The sequence below is a fragment of the Pseudomonas sp. WOUb67 genome, assembly GCF_050058005.1.
Taxonomy (GTDB): Bacteria; Pseudomonadota; Gammaproteobacteria; order Pseudomonadales; family Pseudomonadaceae; genus Aquipseudomonas; species Aquipseudomonas putida_R.
Map to the genome: position 1 here is coordinate 4,387,690 of NZ_CP170112.1, position 18,819 is coordinate 4,406,508.

Here is an 18,819-nt window from a genome sequence, read left to right on the forward strand (position 1 = left end):
CTGCAAGCTTCCGTTACCCCCTGTGGGAGCGGGTTCACCCGCGAACACCGGCAAAGCCGGTGCCATACACCGCGCTGGATTCTTCGCGGGTAAACCCGCTCCCACAGGGACGGCGGCGCCGGGCTTAGAAGCCGACGGTTGCCGAGAGCAGGTAGGTCCGCGGCGTGGAAAGGGTCAACCCCGGTTCACTGTCATCGGAAGCCCCCGCCGAGCTCCAGTAGCGATCATCCAGCACGTTCTCGACACTGGCCCGCAAGGTCACCTCGGTAGCGTCCACGTTGAAGGCATAGCGCGCCCCCAGGTCGTAGCGTTCCCAGCCATCGATCTGCTTGCTGTTGTTCTGGTCCAGGTACTGCGAGCTGGAGTGAATGCCCCGCGCGGTCAGGGTCAGGCCATTCACCCCCGGCACGTCCCACTCGGCGCCAAGGTTGACGTTGTACTCGGGCGTGGCCGGTGCGCGGTTGCCATCAAAAGCACCACCCACGGTATCGGTCAGCTCGCTGTCGATGTACATCACCCCACCCAGCACCCGCACCCCTTGCACGGGTTCGCCGAACACGCTCAGCTCGATACCGCGGTTGTCGCGTTTGCCATTGGGGCCGAACACCCGCGAAGTGGCGTTGGTTTCGTAGGCCGGCTGGCGGATGCGGAAGGCACTGGCGGTAAAGGCGACCTGGCCCAGGTCGTACTTGGCCCCCACTTCGACCTGGCGGCTGGTGAACGGCGGGAAGATCTGGTCTTCGTTGACCGAGGTCGACGGCGCAATCTTGCCCTGGCTCAAACCTTCCATGTAGTTGGCGTACAACGACAGCTGGTCGGTGACCTTGAGCAACACGCCGCCAGAGGGCGAGACCTTTTCTTCGTCGTAGGCGGTGTCGCCTTTGACGCCGTCGCTCCAGTCATCCACCTGCACCCGCTGCCAGCGTGCCCCCAGGGTCAGCAGCAGGCGGTCATCGAAAAAGCCGAGGGTGTCGGCCAGGGCCACGCCAGAGAAGCGGTTTTCGGTGTAGACCTCGGGGTCGATGCGGGTGGGGGTACCAGGCGTCGGTGTCGCTACCGGGTTGTAGAGGTTGCTGGGCGCCGAAGCATAGCGCGCGCCGCCGTTGGTGAAGTCCATGTAGAAGTAGGTGGCAGCCAGGTTCAGCTCGTGGCTGACGGGCCCGGTGTGGAACCAGTTACGTACACCCGCCATGGCGGTGCGCACCGTTTCATCGCGGGTAAAGTCGCGCGGTTGCACGGTGAAGTCGCCGGCATCGTTGGTGATGGACACGTTATGCCGCAGAAAGTCATGGTTGCTCTTGCGCGCGCCGACCGCACCATAGGCCAGCAGCGACTCGCTGACGTCGTACTCGGCATGCAGTGCGCCAAAGGTGTCGTTGGTACGCGCCTTGCTCCAGGCCTGGGCATAGTTGTGGCGTACATCGTCGGCGTCCGGCACTTTGGCGTTGGCACCGACCAGCACACGCTCCTGCGGCGCATCGGTGTCACGCTCGGTGTGGCCGAGGTCTGCCGACAACCGCAGGCGCTCGCCACGAAAATCCAGGCCCAGCACTGCCATTTCGCGCTCAACGCGCTGGTGGTCCCATTCGGTATCGCCCGCCTGCTTCACACCGTTGAAGCGCACGCCAAACTGCTGGCCTTCGCCAAAGCGCCGGCCAACGTCCACCGCGCCGCCTGCCTGGCCAGCCGAGGCATAGCTGCCGGTGAATTCGGTGATCGGCTTGTCGCCGGCCCGCTTGGGCTGCACATTGATACCGCCACCCACGCTGCCACGCGGCGAAATGCCGTTGATCAACTGGCTGGGGCCTTTGATGATGTCGACCCGGTCGGCCATTTCCATGTCGATCGAGTAGGTTGGCAAGATGCCGTACAGGCCGTTGTACGCCACGTCACTGTTGAACAGGCTGAAGCCGCGAATGGTGAACTGCTCGAAACGCCCACCCGCCGGGTTGGTGGCCCGCACCGAGGGGTCGGTGGCGATAAGCTCGCCCAAGGTTCGCGCTTGCTGGTTCTTCACCAGTTCGCTGGTGTAGCTGGTGATGCTGAACGGGGTCTCCATGAAATCACGCGCGCCAAGCAGGCCCTGTGCCCCCTGGCGCGCCACCTGCCCACCGGCATAAGGCTGTGCTTCGCCGCCAACCGCCAGGCCGCCGACAATGCTGGTCGGGGCAATTTCCAGCGCCCCACCCGCCTGGGGCGCCGGCACCAGGGTGAAAGCGCCCTCACCTACGGGCAGCAACTGCAGGCCGCTGCCACGCAGCAGCTGCATGAAACCTTCTTCGACACTGTAGCTACCCGACAGGCCGTTACTCTGCCGGCCCTGGACCAGTGCTGGGTCCAGCGAAAGGCTGACGCCAGCCTGGTCGGCAAACCGGGTGAGTGCGGCGCCCAGGCTGGCGGCCGGCACCTGATAGGCACGCCGCGCCGCTTCATCGGCCCAGGCGGGTGCACACAACAACAGGCTCATGGCGAACAACGGACGTACTGCGCGCACCAGTGGGCGCAGGCGGCAAGACATTACTGCAGGCATTGAACAAGGCTCCCCTTTAGTTTCTCCTACCGGTAATGACCGGTGAGTGAAAAAAAGGGGACAGCCTCATGCACGATTTTCTCGCGCTGCCAGGCTGACCCAGTAACGCGTGCGCGTCTGCACCTGCAACGGCAGGCTGGCGGCCAGCAAGGCCAGCACCCGGTCAATATCGTCCAGGCGGAAAGTGCCGGTCACCCGCAGGCGTTCCAGCTCCGGCGCCCAGCGCAGTACACCCGGTCGGTACCTTCGCAGCTCATGCAACAGCTCGCCCAGGGGACGGTCATCCAGGCGCAGCACGCCTTCGCGCCAACCCAACAACCATTCGTCCAGGGCTGTGACCAGGCCGACGCCAGCCACCTGCAAGCTGGCCTGCTGCCCGGCCTGCACCACCCGGGCCGGGCCCCGCAGTGGCTGCAGGCTGGCTGCGCCATCGGCCACCGATACCCGGCAGGCCTGATCGACCAGCCGCAGGCATGCTTCACCACCGCCGAGCGCCACCTGGCCATAAGGCACCTGCAACGTCAGGTTCAGGTTGGCGGGCACCTTCACCGCCACTTCCCCGCGAATCAACGTCAGGCGGCGTACATTCATGTCGATATTCACCGCACTGTCGGTGTTCAGCTGCACGAATGTGCCATCGCTCAGCAGCACCTGTCGACGCTCGCCTACCGAGGTGCGCATGTCGGCGGCCCAGGCCTCCAGCGGCAGCTCTCGGCTGACCAGCCAGGCTGTCGGTAACAGCGCAGCGATACCCAGGGCTTGCTTGAGCAGCGCGCGACGGCCGGTGTCCGGGCGGTCCAGGGTGGCCATGGCCAGCGCGCCGGGTAGTGCGGTAAAGCGCTGGCGCAGCAATGATGCCTTCTGCCATGCGTCTTCGTGCAGGCTGCTGCTGGCCCGCCATTTCGCCAGGCGCAGCAAGTCGCTCTCACTGGCGTCACCAGAGTCCAGCAGCGCCAGCCAATGGGCGGCAGCACGCACGGCTTCGCGGGTTTCAGGGGAATGGGTGGTCATTGCAACTCGGCCAGCAGGCAATGTTCGTAGGCCTGAGCCATGTAGCGTTTTACCGAACGCTCGCAAACGCCCAGGCGCTTGCCGATTTCGGCGTAGCCCAGGCCTTCAAGCTGGCTCCAGAGAAAGGCCTTGCGCACCGGCGCCTTGAGGCCATCGAGCAATTCGTCGAGTGCTTGCAGGGTTTCCAGCAGTATCCAGCGTTTTTCTGGCGAGGGCACATGCTGCTCGGGCAAGGTGGCCAAAGCATCGAGGTACGCCTGTTCCAGGCTGCGCCGTTGGTGGAAGTTGCTCAGCAGGCGTTTGCCGACTGTCAGCAGGTAGGCCCTTGGCTCGCGAATGTCTGCCAAGGGTTGGGCACTGGTCAGTACCCTTAGAAAAGTATCCTGGCTGAGGTCGGCGGCATCCCAGGCATTGCCCAGGCGCCGACGTAGCCAGGTTTCAAGCCAGCCGCGATGCTCCCGGTACAGGGCAGGCAGGCTTGGCTCCGGTGGCGGCGCGGCGTCGATCATGGGGATGGCCCTGCGGCGGCGTAAATAGGATTAATTCTAATTTACGTTGCGCCGCAGCACCAAGCGGTTTGTTACCGGTCAGGCAATCGCCGCATCCACCAGCACCTGCGCTTCCTGCACCAGGCGCTGCAGATGCGCCTCGTCGATGAAGCTCTCGGCGTAGATCTTGTAGATGTCCTCGGTGCCCGACGGCCGCGCGGCGAACCAGCCATTGGCGGTGATCACCTTCAGGCCGCCAATCGCCTGGCCATTGCCCGGTGCGTGGCTGAGGATCTGCACGATCGGTTCACCGGCCAGTTCGGTCGACTTCACCTGCTCCGGCGACAGCTTGCTCAGCAATGCCTTCTGCCGCACATCGGCCTTGGCCTCGACCCGGGTGGCGAACGGCTTGCCCAGTGCCTCGGTCAGGTCGGCGTAGGCCTGGCTCGGGTTGCGCCCGGTGCGGGCGGTCATTTCGGCGGCCAGCAAGGCCGGGATCAGCCCGTCCTTGTCGGTGGCCCAGACCGAGCCATCACGGCGCAGGAACGACGCACCGGCACTTTCTTCGCCGCCAAAGCCAAGCGCGCCGTCAAACAGCCCCTGGGCAAAGTACTTGAAGCCCACCGGCACTTCGTACAACTCACGGCCCAGGCGCTGGGTGACGCGGTCGATCAGGCCGCTGGACACCACGGTCTTGCCCACGGCGGCGTCGGTACGCCATTGCGGGCGGTGGCGGTACAGGTAGTCGATGGCCACGGACAGGTAGTTGTTAGGCGCCAGCAGGCCGTCCGAGGTGACGATGCCGTGGCGGTCGTGGTCCGGGTCACAGGCGAAGGCCACGTCGAAGCGCTCGCGCAGGCCGATCAGGCCCTGCATGGCGTAAGGCGAGGAAGGGTCCATGCGGATCTGGCCGTCCCAGTCGACGGTCATGAAGCGGAAGGTTGGGTCAACCTCGGTGTTCACCACTTCCAGGTCCAGCTTGTAGTGCTCGGCAATGGCCGACCAGTAGCGCACCCCTGCCCCGCCCAGCGGGTCGACGCCCAGGCGCAGCCTGGCGTTGCGGATGACATCGAAGTCGATGACGTTTTCCAGGTCCGCCACATAGCTGCTCACGTAGTCGTGGCGCTGGGTGGTCGGCGCCTTCAGCGCCTGGGCATGGTCCATGCGCTTGACGCCCGCCAGGTTCGCAGCCAGCAGTTCGTTGGCCTTGGCCTCGACCCACTTGGTCACGTCGCTGTCGGCAGGCCCGCCATTGGGCGGGTTGTACTTGAAGCCACCGCTTTGCGGCGGGTTGTGCGAAGGCGTAATGACGATGCCGTCGGCCAGGCCCTGCTGGCGGCCACGGTTATGGCAAAGGATGGCGTGGGACACGGCCGGCGTGGGCGTGTACTCGTCGTCCTTGGACAGCATCACCTGCACGCCATTGGCGGCCAGCACTTCCAGGGCGCTGGCAGTGGCCGGTGCCGACAGTGCGTGGGTGTCGGCGCCGATGAACAGCGGGCCGTCGATGCCCTTTTCCTGGCGGTACAGGCAGATGGCCTGGGTGATGGCCAGCACGTGGTATTCGTTGAAACTCAATTCAAGCGAAGTGCCCCGGTGCCCCGAGGTGCCGAAGGCCACCCGCTGGGCCGCCACGGCAGCGTCGGGGCGGCCGGTGTAGTAGGCGGTGAGCAGTCGGGGAATATCGACCAGCACGCTGGCCGGAGCCGGCTTGCCTGCCAAAGGACTGAGCGTCATGCAAAAACCTCGAGTTCAACAGATGTTGGTGTTGGAACGTGCAGTGTACTGAGAGTTGCAATGCCGTGCGATGGGGGGGATCAAAGAAAACAGCAGGCCTGACTGGTGCGGTTTTCAAGGCAACCACAAGCCCTGTAGGAGCAGCCTTGTACTGCGAAGGGGCCGGTAAGGCTAGAGATCATCTTTGGCTGCAATGACCTCTTCGCAGCACAAGGCTGCTCCTACAGGGTGATGCAATAGCCTGAGTGATGGTGCAAGACAGTAGCTCCCACAAAGACCGTGTAAACCCTTACTCAGGCCGGAACGGTCTAGAGTAGTAGCCACACCCCCAGTAAATGAGGCCCCATGGCTTTTCACCGTCTGACCCGTACCCACCCCCGTCTGAGCTTCGCCGCCGCAGTCGGCCTTGTCGGCGCCTGGTTGATCCCCGCCGGTGACACCGTGCAACACATCCTCGCCGGCTGGAACCTTGGCGTGTGGCTGTACCTGCTGCTGGTGTTGCACCTCACCTGGGATGCCAGCCCGGAAAAGGTCCGCAAGGTTGCCCGCGTCGAAGACGAAAACGCAGGCATGGTCCTGCTCACGGTGTGCATCGCCGCCATCGCCAGCCTCGCTGCGGTCACCCTGCAACTCGTGTCCAGCAAAGGCCTTCAGGGCACGGCTTTGGCACTGCACTACCTCTACACCGGCCTGACCGTGGCGGGCTCCTGGCTGCTGATCGGCTGTATCTTCAGCCTGCATTACGCCCGCCTGTTCTATACCGGGCAAAACCACGAACCACCCTTGCGTTTCGCCGACGGCGAACGCAACCCGGACTATTGGGACTTTCACTACTTCTCGTTCACCATCAGCGTGGCCGTGCAAACCTCGGACATAGGCGTCGCCGGCAGGCAACTGCGGCGGGTAGTACTGGCACATTCGCTGGTGGGTTTCGTGTTCAATACGGCGATCCTGGGTTTCACCATCAACATCGCCGCCGGGCTGCTGGGGTGAGCCTGCCGCTCGTCCGAAAGATGTTTCGCCAATAACCGGGGAGATCTACCTGATTGAAGCGGATAACGGGCGTGATCGTGCGAGGTAAACGTTTGCCTGAAAGCAGCCGCCACATCGGCATGATGACCCGGATGTGACCGCTGTCATGGATTGGCACAAATGTCATGTTGGCAGCCGAGAATCACCGGTAACAGCTGCTATCTTTACATTCCCGGCAGCCACGTGTGTGTGGCGGGCTATTCACCATGTCCAGGCACGGACAAGGAGGCAGGCATGAACAAGATGACGTTCCCCAACGCCTGCCAGGTGATGCGCTGGCATTTCCACCCATTGGGTTTCGAAGCCACCATGGATGCGCCCCGCAGCATGATCGCGCGGCTGTTCGACCGCGCTACCGGCGAAACCCTGATGGCCATCGCCGGCATCCCGTGTGCGGCAATCATGGCCGCAGCCGATGTAGAGCGCATCATCGAAGCCGTCGAAGCGGAAATGGACGCTTTCATCCCCGCCTTCACCCTGCGCAACGCTGTCTAGCCTGCGGCGCTCTTCGCCTGGTGCAAGGCCTGCAACTTGTCCATGAACTGCTCGGCCGGTACCGGCTGCCCCAGCAGGTAACCTTGCAGCGAATCACAACCCAGACGGGTCAGAAAGTCTTGCTGCTTGTCGGTCTCCACCCCTTCGGCAACGATGCGCAGGCCCAGCGCCTGGCCCAGTGCGACGATGGCCGAAACGATCGCTGCATCGTCACTGTCCTGCTCCAGGTCGCGCACGAAGCCACGGTCGATCTTCAGCTCGTTGGCCGGCAGGCGCTTGAGGTACATCAGGCTGGAGTAGCCGGTGCCGAAATCATCGATGGACAGGTCCACGCCCATGTCTGACAGGCGTTGCAGCACGGTCAGGCTGGCATCGGCGTCGTGCATGGCCGTGGTTTCGGTAATTTCCAGGGTCAGGCAGTTAGCCGGCAGCCCGTTCTCCTTCAAGGCCCGGGCCACGCTCTCGACCAGCCCGGCATGGCAGAACTGGATGGCCGACAGGTTCACCGCCATGCGCCAGTCCTCGTGCCCCTGATCCAGCCAATGCCGCATCTGCCGGCAGGCTTCGTCAAGCACCCACTCACCGATCGGGATAATCAGGCCGGTCTTTTCCGCCAGGCCAATGAAGCGGTCGGGCAGCAACAGGCCGTGCTGAGGGTGTTCCCAGCGCAACAACGCCTCGGCACCAATCGGCAGGCAGGCCTGGGCGTCGAACTTGGGCTGGTAATGCAAACGGAACTGGCGTTGTTCCAGGGCCTGGCGCAGGTCCTGCAGCAGTTGCAGTTGCTGGCGTGCGTTGCTGTTCATCGACACATCAAAGAAGCTGTAGCCGTTCTTGCCAGCGCTTTTGGCGTGGTACATGGCGGCATCGGCATTGCGCAGCAGCTCGTGCTGGTCCTGGCCGTTGCCGGGGTACAGGACGATGCCCAGGCTCGCCGACAGCTGCAGATCATGCTCGGCCACGCGGAATGGCCGTGATACCAGGTTCACCTGCTTGACCGCCACGTCCATGGCATCGTCAGGCTCCTGCAGCTCTACCAGCAGCACGAATTCGTCGCCGCCGATACGCGCCAGGGTGTCCTGGCTGTGCAGGTGACCGCGCAGGCGGGACGCCACTGCCTTGAGCAGCAGGTCGCCGATGTGGTGACCAAAGGCATCGTTGACCGGCTTGAAGCCGTCCAGGTCGATGAACATCAGGGCAAAACAGCCGCCCTGCTCCGCCACCTTGGCGATGGCCTGCTCGATACGGTCGGCGAGCAGGGTACGGTTGGGCAGATCAGTGAGGGTGTCGTGCAGGGCCAGCTGGGTCAGTTCCTGGTTGGCCAGTGTCAGTGAACGGGCCAGCTCGGCGGTGCGCGCCTCCAGGCGGGCGTCCAGTACCGAGGTCAGCAAGGCCACCGCCAGCACCGCCAGGGTGGTGATCAGCACCAGGTAGACCAGGCCGTCACCCTGCAGCCCGCCGCCCAGTGCACCGCAGAAGCTGCCCTCGGGGAAATTCGCCGCCGCCATGCCGGTGTAATGCATGCCAACGATGGCAATGCCCATCACCACCGCCGCCAGACCACGGATCTGCCGCACATAGGGGGTGTGCCGGCGCAGACGGAAGGCGATCCACAGCGCCGCCGCCGAAGCGCCCACGGCAATCAGCAGCGAGGCACCGAACAGCGTCGGGTCGTAGTCGATGCCCGGCAACATGCGCAACGCAGCCATGCCGGTGTAGTGCATGCAGGCAATGCCGGCGCCCATGATCAGCGCGCCAAAACTCAGTTGCAGGCACGGCAAGCGCGGCTGGCTCACCAGCCACAGGGCAAAACCCGAGGACAGCACGGCGATCAGCAGCGAGAACGCGGTAAGGGCCAGGTCATAGCCCAGGTCGATGGGCAGGCTGAAAGCGAGCATGCCGATAAAGTGCATCGACCATACGCCAATGCCCATGGCCAGCGCGCCGCCTCCCATCCACAAGTACGACGCCCGGCCCTTGGCCGTGGCAATGCGGCCGGTCAGGTCAAGGGCGGTATAGGACGCCAGAATCGCCACGCACAGCGAAATCAACACCAGCGAAGAGGAGTAGCTACCGGTCAGCATTGGGAATTCCAGCGACGGGACAGGGGGCCCGGCAAAAGCTGACGATTGTACTCAAGCTTAGGCGAAACGCACGGGGTTTTTGCGAATGGGAATGGATCCAATACCCACCACACCCCAATCTGCACGCGATCGCTGTAGGAGCAGCCTTGTGCTGCGAATGGGCCGCGCCGCGGCCCCAGCGATATCTGTTGCGAAGCAGCAACCTGGGGCCGCGCCGCGGCCCATTCGCAGCACAAGGCTGCTCCTACAGGGGGCTGCGCATGCCGTCAGTCCTGCTCGGCAAACGCCTGCTCGGCATCCCAGCCGCCGCCCAGCGCGGCCACCAGTTGCACACTGGCCACCAGCCGCCCCTGCAACAGGTTCAACACGCTGCGTTCGTTGCTCAGCGCCGTGGTCTGCACGTTGACTACATCCAGGTAGCCGATCAGCCCCGCGCGGTACTGGTTTTCGGTCAGGCGCAGCGACTCGCGGGCGGCGTCCAGCGCCTCCTGGCGCACCACGGCTTCATCGCCATACACCTTCAACTGCACCAGCAGGTTCTCCACTTCCTTGAAGCCATCCAGCACGGTCTGGCGGTACTGCGCCACGGTCTGGTCGTACACTGCCACCGTGCGGTCCACCTCGGCGCTGCGCTTGCCGGCGTCGAACAGGGTCAGCGCCAGCTGCGGGCCTACCGACCAGTAGCGGTTGGGCAGCTCGATCCAGTTGCTGAAGCTGCTGCTGGAATAACCACCACTCATGCTCAGGCTGAGGTCTGGGAAGTACGCAGCCCGCGACACGCCGATATTGGCGTTGGCCGCCATCACATTGCGTTCGGCAGCAGCGATGTCCGGCCGACGCTCCAGCAGCTGCGACGGCAGCGAAACCGGTATTTGCGGCAACGCCGGAATGGCTTTGCTGTCAGCCAGTGCGAAGTCGGCCGGGGTTTTGCCCAGCAACACGGCGATGGCGTTCTCGAACTGCGCACGCTGCCAGATCAGGTCGATCAAGTCAGCCTGGGTGCTTTTCAGCTGGGTACGCGCCTGGGCTACGGCATCCGGCCCAGAGACACCAGCACGGTACTGGTTTTCGGTCATTCGCAACGAGCGCTCATAGGCCGCCACGGTGGCTTCCAGCAAGCGCTTCTGCTCATCGATGACCCGCAATTGCAGGTAGTTCTGCACCAGCTCCGATTGCTGGCTCAAGCGGATCGAAGCGAGGTCGGCGAGGCTGGCCTCGGCACTGGCCTCGTTCGCATTCATGGTTTCGCGCAGCTTGCCCCACAGGTCGATTTCCCAGCTCACGCCAAGCTGGGCGTTGTAGGTATTGCGAATGCCGCTGCTGTTGTTGGACAAGCTGGAACTGGAACTGCCGGTACCCTGGGCCGAGCGGTTCTTGCTGGCGCTCAGGTCCAGGCTGGGGAACAGCGCCGCGCGGCTGCTGCGCACCAGCGCCTGGGCCTGGCGGTACTGGGCTTCTGACTGCGCCACTGTCTGGTTGCTGCGGTTAAGCTCCTCGACCAACGCATTCAGCCCGGCATCGCCGTAGATTTCCCACCAGGCGCCGCGGGCGATGGCATCGGATGGCGTGGCCTGGCTCCAGCCTTCGGCGTGTTTGAACTGCGCCGCCGGGCTGTTCAGCTCGGGGCGGTGGTAGTCCGGGCTCAAGGTACAGGCGCTGAGCAAGGCCACGCACAACCCGGCGCCGAGCAGGCGCGAGCCACGCCCACGGGTCAGCGCTTGCAGCGCACGGTGTAGTGGGGTCTGGGCAAAAGTCATAGCGGGGTTTCCAGGGCGGCGTCGGTGCGCACGCCGCGCCAACGGTTGAAACGGTGGCGCAGGCGGTCCAGGTACAGGTAGACAACCGGCGTCGTGTAAAGGGTTAGGACCTGGCTGAACACAAGGCCACCGATGATGGTCAGGCCCAGCGGCTGGCGCATCTCCGCGCCTTCGGCGTGGCTCAGCAGCAACGGCAAGGCGCCAAGGATGGCAGCCAGGGTGGTCATCAGGATCGGTCGCAGGCGCAGCAGGCAGGCCCGGCGGATCGACTCTTCCGGCGACATGCCCTGATGGCGCTCCAACTGCAAGGCCAGGTCGATCATCAGAATGGCGTTCTTCTTCACCACACCAATCAGCAGGAACAACCCCAGCAGCGAGATCAGGCTAAATTCGCCACCGGTGACGTACAGCGTCAGCAAGGCACCGACGCCTGCCGAAGGCAGTGTCGAGAGAATGGTCAGCGGGTGGATGTAGCTTTCATAAAGAATACCCAGCACCAGGTACACCAGCACCAACGCACCAAGAATCATGAACGGCTGGCCTTCCTGAGTCTTGGCAAAGGCATCGGCCGTACCGCCCAGCTTGGCGATCACGTCCTCGGGCAGGCCCAGCTTGGCCACTGCACGTTCAAGCGCCGCCATGGCCTGGTCGGGGCTGTAGCCTTCGGCAACGTCGAAGGCGATGTCTTCCGAGGCGAACTGGCCTTCGTGGCTGACCCGGTCGTTGGCCAGGCTGTTTTCATAGTGGGCGATGGTCGACAGCGGTACGCGAGCGCCGTCGGCGGTAATCACTTGCACCTGCTCCAGCGTGCTCGGGTCCCAGGCGTATTTGGGGTTGATCTCCAACACCACCTGGTACTGGTTGAGGCTGTCGTAGATGGTGGAGATCTGACGTTGGCTGTAGGCGTTGTTCAACACCGAGGTGACCATGTCCATGTCGATGCCCAGGCGCTTGGCCTGGTCACGGTCGACCACCAGTGTCACCTGCTGGGTACCGGAACCGTCACGAGCGTCGATGGCAGTCAGCTCCGGCAGTGCACGCAGCGCCGCGACTACCTTGGGGAACCACTGGCGCAATGCCGCCAGGTCGCCGCTCTGCAGGGTATACAGGTACTGCGACGAGCTCTGGTCACGCCCGCCGCCACCCAGTTGCAGGTCCTGGTCGGCCATCAGGAACAGCCGACCACCGGGCACTTTGGGCATTTCCTTGCGCAGGCGCTCGATCACCTTCTGCGCATCGATCTTGCGCTCGTTGATCGGCTTCAGGCGCACCAGCACCATGGCGTTGTTGGTGCCACTGTTGCCACCGATGAACCCGGCAACGCTCTGCACTGCCGGGTCGGCCAGCAAGGCGCGGCGGTAGATTTCCATTTTCGGCTGCATCACGCTGAACGACAGGCCGTCGTCACCGCGGATAAAGCCCATCAGCTGGCCAGTGTCCTGCTGCGGCATCAGCGTCTTGGGCACGACCACGTACAGGGCGATGTTGATACCAATGGTCGCCAGCAGGCTGAGCAGGGTCAGGCGCTTGTGGCGCAAGACCCAGCCCAGGCTACGGTCATAGGCGTTGACCATGCGCTGGTGCACCTTGTCGCTCCAGCGCTGCACGCGGGTCTGCTCGGCCTGGTGGGGTTTGAGCCAGCGGGCGCACAGCATCGGCGTGAGGGTCAGCGATACCACCAGCGACACAATGATCGCCGCCGCCAGGGTGATCGAGAACTCCTGGAACAGGTTGCGCACGATGCCGCCCATGAACAGGATGGAGACGAATACCGCCACCAGCGACACGTTCATCGAAAGCAAGGTGAAGCCCACTTCCTTGGCCCCAAGGAAGGCCGCCGTCATTGGCGGCTGGCCGTCCTCGATGTGCCGCGAGATGTTCTCCAGCACCACGATGGCGTCGTCCACCACCAGGCCAGTGGCGAGGATCAAGGCCATCAGCGACAGGTTGTTGAGCGAGAAGCCGCACAGGTACATGACCGCGAAAGTGCCCACCAGCGACACTGGCACTGCCAGGCTGGGGATCAACGAGGCGCGCAGACTACCGAGGAACAGGTACACCACCAGGATCACCAGCACCACAGCGATCAGCAGGGTGTGTTCGGCCTCCTTGAGGGTGGCCTTGATCACCGGCGAGCGGTCCATTGCCACGTTCAGTTGGACATTGGCCGGCAACAACGACTGCAGGGCTGGCAACTGCGCCTTGATCTGGTCGACCGTTTCGATGATGTTGGCACCGGTCTGGCGGTTGACCACCAACAGCACCGCGCTCTGGTCATTGAAGAAACCGCTGTTGTAGCGGTTTTCCACGCCATCGGTAATGGTCGCCACGTCGGACAGGCGCAGGATGGTGCCATTCTGCTGGCGGATCACCACCGGCTCGTAATCCTTGGCGCTTTCCAGCTGGTCGTTGGCCCTCACCTGCCAGTTGCGCTCGGCGTCCTCGACAAAGCCCATGGGCCGGCGCTGGTTGGCGTTGGCCACGGCAGTGCGCACATCGTCCAGCGACACGCCGTACTGGTTGAGCAATTGCGGCTCGACCGCAATGCGCACCGCCGGCAGCGAACTGCCGCCGATCTGCACCTCCCCTACCCCCGACACCTGGGCCAGGCTCTGCGACAGGATGGTGTCGGCCAGGTCGTACAACTGGCCTTTCTGCAGCACGTCCGAGGTCAGCGACAGCACCATGATCGGTGCTTGCGACGGGTTGATCTTCTTGTAGGTGGGCATGCTGCGCATGCCGCTGGGCAGCAGGTTGCGGGTGGCGTTGATCGCTGCCTGCACCTCGCGCGCGGCGCCGTCGATGTCGCGGCCCATCTCGAAGCCGATAATGACCCGCGTGGAGCCCTGGTTGGAGCTGCTGGTCAACGTGGTCACGCCGGCGATGCTGCCCAGCTTGCGCTCCAGTGGCGTGGCCACGGTGGAGGCCATGACCTCCGGGCTGGCGCCGGACAAGTTGGCCGACACCACGATGACCGGGAAGTCCATCTGCGGCAGCGGTGACACGGGCAACAGGCCGAAGCTGACCCCGCCCAGCAGCATGATCGCCAGGCTCAGCAGCATGGTCGCCACGGGGCGACGGATAAAAGGACCGGACAGGTTCATGCCTCGGCCTGCTTCACGTCAGTGGCCGGGCGCCAGCGGCGGGCCAGGCGGTCGAAGTACAGGTAGATGACCGGGGTGGTGAACAGTGTCAGCACCTGGCTGACCAGCAACCCGCCGACCATCACCAGGCCCAGCGGCTGGCGCAGCTCGGCGCCGGAACCGGTGGCGAGCATCAGCGGCACCGCACCGAACAGCGCGGCCAACGTGGTCATCAGGATCGGCCGGAAGCGCAGCAGCGCCGCCTGGTAGATCGCATCGCGCGGGCTCATGCCCTGGTGGCGCTCGGCCTCGAGGGCGAAGTCGATCATCATGATCGCGTTCTTCTTGACGATACCGATCAGCAGGATGATGCCGATGATGGCGATCATGCCCAGGTCGTTGCCGCTGATGAGCAAGGCCAGCAAGGCCCCCACCGCCGCCGACGGCAAGGTCGAGAGGATGGTCACCGGGTGGATGTAGCTTTCGTACAGCACGCCCAGCACGATGTACATGGTCACCACCGCCGCCAGAATCAGCAGCAAGGTGCTCGACAGCGACGCCTGGAAGGCCTCCGCCGCGCCCTGGAAGCGGGTTTGCACCCCCAGCGGCATGCCGATGTCTTTCTGCACTTGCTCAATCACCTGCACCGCCTCGCCCAACGATGCACCGTGGCCCAGGTTGAACGACAGGGTCACCGCCGGGAACTGGCCGAGATGGGAAATGGCCAACTGGGCCTGGCGCTGCTCGATGCGCGCCAGCGCCGACAGCCGCACCTGGCCGCCATCGGCGGCCTTGACGTGGATCGACTCCAGCGCCTGCGGGCCGATGACTGCCGCGTTCTTGGACTGCAGCACCACGCGGTACTGGCTGGCCTGGGTGTAGATGGTCGAGATCTGCCGCTGGCCGAAGGCGTCGTACAGGGCGTTGGTGATCTGCGACACGTTGATGCCCAGGCGGCTGGCCATGTCACGGTCGATCACCAGGTACACCTGCAGGCCCTTGTCCTGCAGGTCACTGGCCACGTCGGCCAGTTCCGGGCGCTGCTGCAGCGCCTGCACCAGCTTGCCGCTCCACTGTGCCAGCAGGTCGGCGTCCGGGGATGACAGGCTGAACTGGTACTGGGTACGGCTGACCCGGTCCTCGATGCTCAGGTCTTGTACCGGCTGCATGAACAGGCGGATGCCCACCAGCCGGTCGAGTTGCGGCTGCAAGCGGCTGATCACTTCAGTGGCGGTGACATCGCGCTCGCCGTGTGGCTTGAGGTTGATCAGCAGGCGGCCGCTGTTGAGCGTGGCGTTGTCGCCATCGACGCCAATGTAGGACGACAGGCTCTGCACGGCAGGGTCCTGCAAGATGACCTTGCTCAGGGCCTGTTGGCGCTCGCTCATGGCGGCAAACGAGGTGGACTGCGGTGCTTCGGAAATGCCCTGGATCACCCCGGTGTCCTGCACCGGGAAGAAGCCCTTGGGCACCACCATATACAGGAACACGGTCAGCACCAGGCTGGCCACGGCCACCAACAGCGTCAGCGGCTGGTGCTTGAGTACCCACTGCAGGGCGTTGCCGTAGTGCTTGATCAGCCAGTCGATCCAGGCGCCGCTGGCGCGGTAGAAGCGGCTTTGTTCATCTTCCTTGGGCTCACGCTTGAGCAGGCGCGCGCACATCATCGGCGTCAGGGTCAGCGACACCACCAGGGAAATCAGGATGGCCACTGCCAGGGTGATGGCGAACTCGCGGAACAGGCGGCCGACCACATCGGCCATGAACAGCAGCGGGATCAGTACCGCAATCAGCGAGAAGGTCAGCGAAATCAGGGTGAAGCCGATTTGCCGGGCGCCCTTGAGCGCTGCCTGCATGGGCGTCTCGCCCTCTTCGATGTGCCGGGAGATGTTCTCCAGCATGACGATGGCGTCGTCGACCACAAAGCCGGTGGCAATGGTCAGGGCCATCAGCGTCAGGTTGTTTACCGAGAAACCGGCCAGGTACATCACGCCGAAGGTGCCGATCAGCGACAGCGGCACGGCAATCGACGGGATGAGGGTGGCACTGAAGCGGCGCAGGAAGACGAAGGTGACCATCACCACCAGCACGATGGCGATCAGCAGTTCGTGCTGTACGTCCTTGACTGCCGCGCGAATGGTCTGGGTGCGGTCGGTCAGCACCGACACATCGAGGCCGGCCGGCAGGTTGTCGGTGATCGACGGCAACAGCTCCTTGATGCGGTCGACCACTTCGATGACGTTGGCGCCCGGCTGGCGCTGGATGTTCAGCAGCACCGCGTGGTTTTCGTTGGCCCAGGCGGCCAGGCGCTCGTTTTCTGCGCCATCGACGATTTCGGCCACATCCTTCAGGCGCAGCGGTGCACCGTTGGTGTAGGCCAGGATCAGGTTGGCGTATTCCTCGGGGGAACGTAGTTGGTCATTGGCATCGAGCATCGACACCCGGGTGGGGCCATCGAAATTGCCCTTGGGCTGGTTGACGTTGGAAGCGCCGATCAGCGTGCGCACGTCATCCAGGTTCAGGCCGTTGGCGGCCAGGGCGTCGACGTTGACCTTGATGCGTACCGCCTGGCGCTGGCCGCCGGCGATGCTGACCATGCCCACGCCGCTGATCTGCGCGAGCTTTTGCGCCACGCGGGTATCGACCAGGTCGTTGAGCTTGGGCAGTGGCATGGTCTTGCTGGAAATGGCCAGGGTCAGCACCGGGGTGTCGGCCGGGTTGACCTTGTTGTACACCGGCGGTGCCGGCAGGTCGCTGGGCAGCAGGTTGCTGGCGGCGTTGATCGCGGCCTGCACCTGTTGCTCGGCAACGTCCATGTTCATGTCGAGGTTGAAACGCAGGGTCAGCACCGACGCCCCGCCGGAGCTGGTCGAGGCCATCTGGCTAAGGCCCGGCATCTGGCCGAACTGGCGCTCCAACGGAGCAGTGACCGCGCTGGTCATGACCTGCGGGCTGGCGCCGGGGTACAGGGTCATGACGCGGATGGTCGGGTAATCCACCTGCGGCAACGCGGAAACCGGCAGCAGCTTGTAGGCGATCAGGCCGGCCAGGACGATGGCCAGCATGCTCAGCGTGGTGGCGACCGGCCGCAGGATGAACAGACGCGAGAGGTTCATGCGCCCGCCTTGCCTGCTGCGTTGCCAGGCTGTGCTTCACCGGTGTGCGCCGAACCTTTGGCTTCCTGGCCTTGCAGGTGCTGGCCTGGCGTGGTCGGTACTTGCGAGCTGTCTTCGACCACTTCCACCTTGGTGCCTTCGCGCAGGCGGTCGGTGCCTTCCAGCACCAGGCGGTCACCGGCCTTCAGGCCTTCGAGGATGACGCTGTTCTCGCCATCGCTGGCGCCGACCTTGAGCTTGCGCACGTTCACCGTGTTCTCGGCGTTGACCACATAGGCAAAGGTACCGTCGTTGCCAAACTGGATGGCTGCTGCCGGGGCCATGACCACTTGCTTGAGGGTATCGGCCAGCAGACGCACGTTGACGAACTGGTTGGGGAACAGGGCCAGGTCCTTGTTCTCGAAGCGGCCCTTGAACTTGAGGGTACCGGTGGTGGTGTCGATCTGGTTGTCGATGCTGCCCAGCACGCCGGTGGACTGCAACTTGCTGTCACTGCGGTCCCAGGCCTCGACCGGCAGGCTGGCGCCGCTGCGGTAGCGTTCCAGCACGGTGCTCAGCTCGGTTTCCGGCAGGGTGAAAGCGACGTTGATCGGCTCGGTCTGGGTAATCACCACCAGCGCAGTGGTGTCGTTGGCCGCCACCAGGTTGCCCAGGTCGAGCTGGCGCAGGCCCACGCGGCCGGCGATTGGCGCGCGGATCTGGGTGAAGTCGAGGTTCAGGCGGGCGTCGTTGACCTGCGCCTGGTTGGTCATGACCAAGCCCTGGAACTGCGCCACCTGCGCTTCGGCGGTGTCGAGGGTTTGCTTGGCGATACTGTCTTCGGCGTACAGGCCTTTGTAGCGGGCTACGTCGACCTGGGCGTTTTTCAACTGCGCCTGGTTCTGCGCCAAGGTGCCCTCAGCCTGCTGCAGGGCAATGCGGTATGAACGCGGGTCGATTTCGGCAAGCAGTTCACCGGCCTTGACCTGCTGGCCTTCCTTGAAGTGGACCTTCACCAGTTCGCCAGCCACGCGGCTGCGCACATTGACCGTGTTGGTCGCGGTGACCGTGCCCAGGGCCTTGTAATACAGTGGGAAGTCGCCTACCCGTACCGGTTCGACGCGCACCGGCACCGCTTCGCTGGAGCCGCCGAAGCCCGGGCGGCCGCCCATCATGCCCATGCCCTTGCCGCCACGCCCGCCGCCGCTGGCTTCTTTATGCGCAGGCGTTGCTGCAGGCCACAGCCACCAGGCCAGTGCAGCCACCAGCAGCAGGATCAGCAGGCCGACGAGCCAGCGACGGGGGGAACGGGAATTGGACGCTTGCATGGGTTGAACGAACCTTGTTCGGAATGGCGGCTTGGGGAGGGTGAACGATAAGCAATGGCATCGTTTTAGCAAAGGGCCTTTACCAGAGGTTTACCTTTGGCTGACGTTGCCAAGACGCTGAACTTTAAATGAAAACGGCCCGGAAAGCGTTCCGGGCCGTTACAGGGTGTTGCTTGGAG

At 64.1% G+C, this 18,819-nt stretch carries 11 protein-coding genes; 2 read left to right on the forward strand and 9 right to left on the reverse strand.

Annotation, left to right across the window (positions count from 1 at the left end; translation table 11 throughout):
- Positions 1-124 precede the first annotated feature (124 nt).
- The 4 genes from ABOC32_RS19535 to pgm form a co-directional block, all read right to left on the reverse strand.
- On the reverse strand, positions 125-2,530 hold the full coding sequence (locus tag ABOC32_RS19535; RefSeq protein WP_426808472.1) for a TonB-dependent siderophore receptor: 2,406 nt from the start codon (positions 2,528-2,530) through the stop codon (positions 125-127).
- Positions 2,531-2,596: 66 nt separating this feature from the next.
- The gene (locus ABOC32_RS19540) at positions 2,597-3,541 is read right to left on the reverse strand and encodes a FecR domain-containing protein (RefSeq protein ID WP_426808473.1); all 945 of its coding nucleotides are present in this window, start codon (positions 3,539-3,541) and stop codon (positions 2,597-2,599) included.
- On the reverse strand, positions 3,538-4,050 hold the full coding sequence (locus ABOC32_RS19545) for a sigma-70 family RNA polymerase sigma factor (RefSeq protein WP_391133960.1): 513 nt from the start codon (positions 4,048-4,050) through the stop codon (positions 3,538-3,540). Before ABOC32_RS19545 ends, ABOC32_RS19540 begins: the two co-directional genes overlap by 4 nt.
- Positions 4,051-4,128: 78 nt before the next feature.
- A complete protein-coding gene (pgm, locus tag ABOC32_RS19550) occupies positions 4,129-5,766 on the reverse strand; it encodes a phosphoglucomutase (alpha-D-glucose-1,6-bisphosphate-dependent) (RefSeq protein ID WP_426808474.1) in 1,638 nt (545 codons plus the stop codon).
- 345 nt (positions 5,767-6,111) lie between these two features.
- Here pgm and ABOC32_RS19555 point away from each other — a divergent pair, with 345 nt between their 5' ends.
- Positions 6,112-6,759: a DUF1345 domain-containing protein gene (locus ABOC32_RS19555; protein ID WP_426808475.1), complete on the forward strand. Its 648-nt coding sequence runs from the start codon at positions 6,112-6,114 to the stop codon at positions 6,757-6,759.
- Positions 6,760-7,032: 273 nt separating this feature from the next.
- Positions 7,033-7,293 (forward strand): DUF1652 domain-containing protein, encoded by a 261-nt coding sequence (locus tag ABOC32_RS19560; protein ID WP_016499326.1) that lies wholly within the window; start codon positions 7,033-7,035, stop codon positions 7,291-7,293.
- On the opposite strand, the gene ABOC32_RS19565 is transcribed toward ABOC32_RS19560, so the two are convergent.
- The 5 genes from ABOC32_RS19565 to ABOC32_RS19585 form a co-directional block, all read right to left on the reverse strand.
- Entirely contained in the window at positions 7,290-9,377 is a 2,088-nt protein-coding gene (locus tag ABOC32_RS19565; RefSeq protein WP_426808476.1) for a putative bifunctional diguanylate cyclase/phosphodiesterase, read from the reverse strand. The genes ABOC32_RS19560 and ABOC32_RS19565 overlap by 4 nt on opposite strands.
- 266 nt (positions 9,378-9,643) lie before the next feature.
- Complete coding sequence (locus ABOC32_RS19570) at positions 9,644-11,134, reverse strand: efflux transporter outer membrane subunit (RefSeq protein WP_426808477.1); 1,491 nt, start codon at positions 11,132-11,134, stop codon at positions 9,644-9,646.
- Positions 11,131-14,238: an efflux RND transporter permease subunit gene (locus tag ABOC32_RS19575; RefSeq protein ID WP_426808478.1), complete on the reverse strand. Its 3,108-nt coding sequence runs from the start codon at positions 14,236-14,238 to the stop codon at positions 11,131-11,133. Before ABOC32_RS19575 ends, ABOC32_RS19570 begins: the two co-directional genes overlap by 4 nt.
- The gene (locus ABOC32_RS19580; RefSeq protein WP_426808479.1) at positions 14,235-17,333 is read right to left on the reverse strand and encodes an MdtB/MuxB family multidrug efflux RND transporter permease subunit; all 3,099 of its coding nucleotides are present in this window, start codon (positions 17,331-17,333) and stop codon (positions 14,235-14,237) included. Before ABOC32_RS19580 ends, ABOC32_RS19575 begins: the two co-directional genes overlap by 4 nt.
- Complete coding sequence (locus tag ABOC32_RS19585; protein WP_086974540.1) at positions 17,330-18,640, reverse strand: MdtA/MuxA family multidrug efflux RND transporter periplasmic adaptor subunit; 1,311 nt, start codon at positions 18,638-18,640, stop codon at positions 17,330-17,332. The genes ABOC32_RS19580 and ABOC32_RS19585 overlap by 4 nt, the downstream gene beginning before the upstream one ends.
- Between the last annotated feature and the right edge of the window lie 179 nt (positions 18,641-18,819).